The sequence below is a fragment of the Maribacter sedimenticola genome (assembly GCF_900188415.1).
GTDB classification, from domain to species: Bacteria; Bacteroidota; Bacteroidia; order Flavobacteriales; family Flavobacteriaceae; genus Maribacter; species Maribacter sedimenticola.
Window position 1 is genome coordinate 1 of record NZ_FZNV01000015.1, and the last position, 3,790, is coordinate 3,790.

Annotated in this window: 2 protein-coding genes and 1 pseudogene; all 3 read right to left on the reverse strand. The window is 40.9% G+C overall.

Annotation, left to right across the window (positions count from 1 at the left end):
* Positions 1-1,262: autotransporter outer membrane beta-barrel domain-containing protein (locus tag CHB68_RS18330; RefSeq protein WP_143815242.1), on the reverse strand; the 1,262-nt coding region annotated here is incomplete at its 3' end.
* Positions 1,263-1,474: 212 nt separating this feature from the next.
* Positions 1,475-2,638 carry a gliding motility-associated C-terminal domain-containing protein gene (locus CHB68_RS18335; protein WP_089263382.1) on the reverse strand — a complete coding sequence of 388 codons (1,164 nt, stop codon included), beginning with the start codon at positions 2,636-2,638 and terminating at the stop codon, positions 1,475-1,477.
* Positions 2,638-3,790: pseudogene (locus tag CHB68_RS18340) on the reverse strand (hypothetical protein); the annotation flags it as partial. The pseudogene CHB68_RS18340 and the gene CHB68_RS18335, both read right to left, overlap by 1 nt.

Below are 3,790 nucleotides of genomic sequence, written 5' to 3' on the forward strand. Positions count from 1 at the left end.
GCGTCCGCATTGGCGGTGATGTTGGAGGTATTGTCGCCGATGTTCGTATCCTGTACCGTCTGTTCGGACTGTAGGTCGGTGATATCCGAAACATTGGTCGCGATGTCCGAGGTGTTCCGGTCCACATTGGCCCTAATGGCAGTATCGTCATAGGCGAGTCCGCTGATGTCCACGCTCTGGTCGCCGCCAAGGTCGGTGATGGTCAGTTCGGTACCGTCAAAGTTGATCGCCGTGTTGAACTCGTTGGAATCGCTCAGGTCCCCGTCCGCCAGGTTGTGCGCGGCAATGGCATCCGCATTGGCGGTGATGTTGGAGGTGTTGTCGCCGATGTTCGTATCCTGTACCGTCTGTTCGGACTGCAGGTCGGTGATGTCCGAAACATTGGTCGCGATGTCCGAGGTATTCCGGTCCACATCGGCCCTAATGGCAGCATCGTCATAGGCGAGTCCGCTGATGTCCACGCTCTGGTCTCCGCCAAGGTCGGTGATGGTCAGTTCGGTACCGTCAAAGGTGATTCCCGTATTGTAATCATCTGTGGCATCGGTATCTAAATTTGTAGGAATATTGGTCAAATTGATAAAACTTCCATCAAAATCATCGGAAGCATCCATATCAAATCTTGATATATCTATTGAGGTTTCGTTTGGGTCGTTGGTCAATGATATCAATCCGGAAGAATATGATAAACTTTGAATTTCATTTTGGTCATCTGCATCGGCATCGTCCACATTAACGATAATGGAATTTCCGTTTTCAATACCTATGTAACCGGGTGAATTGTTGGTTTCCAAATTTTGGTTATCACTATGGGCAATTGAAATAACGGTTTCGTCGCCAGCTTCATTGGTATAGGTATATGTGCCATCACCATTATCCACAAGACTGGTTATGGTTTGTGAAGTACCGTCAAAAGTGATGTCATTACCGTTTCCATCAGATAAAAGAATGGTACCATCGCCATTATCCGTAAAGGAAAAAGAACTGGAGGTAACGCCAGAACACAGATTGTTCCAGTTTAAGCCATTATAGTAATAAACACATTGGGTATCCGTATTATATACAACTGCACCGGATAACGGAGTAATTGCCTGCATCTGTGCCGTAGAAAGTCGTGTTAATACAAACGCTTTGTTGGTGCTTTCCAATTCTACAATAGATGCACTATGGATTTGATTAGGGTTTTGTCCGATTTTTACTTGAGCGTGAACGCCAATGGAAATAAAAATCAAAACTAAGAGAAGCAATCTTTTTTTAGGGAACATGGGGATACTAGTATTTATAATGCTAACAAAAATATATCCCATGTTGTAGGAAAGGAAGTAAATGTTGTGTAGGTCTATAAATCTGTAGGGAACGTTTAAGTACTCATTGGTTAATCGGATTTTTTGACCGTTTATCCTATTTTTGTAGCAAGTACCCTTAAGGAAAAACCAATTTGCCCTATTTTAAATTTGGAAAACCTTACACATAAAAGTTATCGGGCCAAATACAAAAAGCCTTGGTAGTTCAATTCTTCATCGATGAGGGCAATGGTATAAAAATAAACACCCGCAGGTAATCCTTTCTCGGCGTTTAGGGGAATATTGTTCAAATTAGAAAATCCAATAAATTCATTGGTATAGTTCTCGAATTCAAAAACCTTGAGCCCGTAACGGTCATAGATTTGAACTAAATTATTTCCTTTATCCATTATTTCCGGGATAAAAAAAGTGTCGTTTATACCGTCTCCATTAGCGGAAACAATATAGTTATCCAAAGTCAAGACCTCTTTTGACAAGGGTTCATACGGAATTTTGGATACCCCAAGGGTTAAAATTTCATAATCATCAGGAACAAATTCCTCTGTACTTACAATACCTTCGTTTACGGTACCGGTGGCGGCACTGCCTGCTAAATTGACCCACCTTCCTGAAAGCTTACTGTAGCCTACGGGGATGATTTTAGTGACATCGTCCGTAAGGTCTTGTAAGCCACTGCGGGTATTGTACGTGAGGGAAACAGTACTGGGTACGTTACCTTCCAAACGCCAAAATTCCTGATCGCTGACCAATTCGATATCCAATGCCGTATTTAGCGTATTATATGTGCCGGGGAATGAGTTTGGATTGTTGGCATCCTCATAAAAATATGCGCATTTTGCAAAAAGATTTATACTGGTTGATCTTATGATTAACGGACGTAGAAAAGTCCTGTCACCTATAGGAAAAATAAATTCCTGTTTGTTGGTAATGGCTGCATACCCTTCAACCTTAGATAGGTCGTTTTCTCCCGTATAGAAGGAATCATCCAAAAAGGTATAAAAAATCTCAGGTTGGGTCAATGGTGTACGGACATTGCCCAGAATAAAATTGGTATTGTTGCTATTATTGACCCCTAGGGCCAGCAATAGGTCGTTCTCCAATGCAATTTCCACATCATGGAATTGCGGCGTAAATTCACCGGAAACCATTAAAGGTGCTGTGCCGTAAAAACCGGTCAATCCCAAGTTGCCGTCCATAGGTGAGGCATTGATAAAGTTGGTGTGAAAACCCAGGGAACCCCCTTCGTGTATACGTAAATTTCCATTATTGTACAGGGCAGTTTGGGCAGATGCGGTTGAGCCGATCAGGAAAAAAATAAGTAGATGTAGCTTGTTCATTATTCCTTTGTTTTTTCTAACATCAATTGTTTAATTTCTTCCATTTGGGCTTTAAGGAGTTCTATTTCGTTGGCCATATCCTTATTGGTCGTTTCCAAGGCCTTAATTTTCTTTTCCTGCTCAATGGTATGTAAAAATAACTCTTCTATTTTTTCTAGGTTGATTCTTGATGCTTCACCTAAATTCCAGAAACCTTGTTCTTTAATAGCGGCTGCTGATTGTATTCCTGGTAGGTGATTATTTTCTTTTACAAAAGCTTCTATTTCTTCTAAACTTTGAAATTTATATTTAGGGTTTAAAATGGAATTTCCTAAGAAATATTTTTGAAAAACGTAGTCGGGGTGGACAACTACAGTTTGGACAGTAACGGTTCCTCCAATATTTATATTACCACCTGTTTGGATATTTTGAAGTCCAAAATCTGGAACAATTTTATTGCCATCAATTCCAGAGCCCATATCAACATTGCCAATACTACCATCAACTATTTTATCAGAATTTACAGCATCATTTTGAAGTTCATCTAGACCAATAGCATTGTCATCAATTTCTCCTGCGCCAATGGAATTTGGTGTTAAATCTATGGTTACATTTCCTAATAATGCATTTGCTGCACCGCCTATTGTTATGGTTGAATTTGGAGAGCTTATATTTCCACTTCCTGTTGGTGTCACTGGAGCCCAAACTACGTTACCTCCGGAAATTGTTAACACCTCGTCGTTATTACCAGAGGCATTCATTTTTGTAGGTTCAATTGTGCTGTTTTGAATGTCTTCATTTAAAATAGTTGCATTTAAAATTTCAGAAGTGGTTACAGCATCATCCCTTATTTCTGATTGGCCAACAGCATCTACTCTAATTTCAGATGCATCAACTGAATCAGGTGCTAAATCAGATGCTGTTATGGAGTTATCTATTATTTGTCCTAATTCACCTCCAGAGATAGAACCGTCAGCAATTACTGTTGCTGAGGTGGGGCCAGTTACTTGGCCAACAAGATTATCTACGTCGAAAGCTGTACCATTGAGTGTTAGCCCATTTCCTCCAGAATATGTTGTGCCTCCCGCATCTGGTGCCGGAGCCCAAATTGTACCGTTCCATTTAAGAACCTCGTTATTTGCTGCGCCCATTGGGTTAAGGTCTTCTGCTAAA

What these genes read in the sequence shown, in the direction of transcription:
- CHB68_RS18335 (WP_089263382.1), bottom strand. Translation starts at nt 2,638, where the DNA reads ATGAACAAGCTACATCTACTTATTTTTTTCCTGATCGGCTCAACCGCA.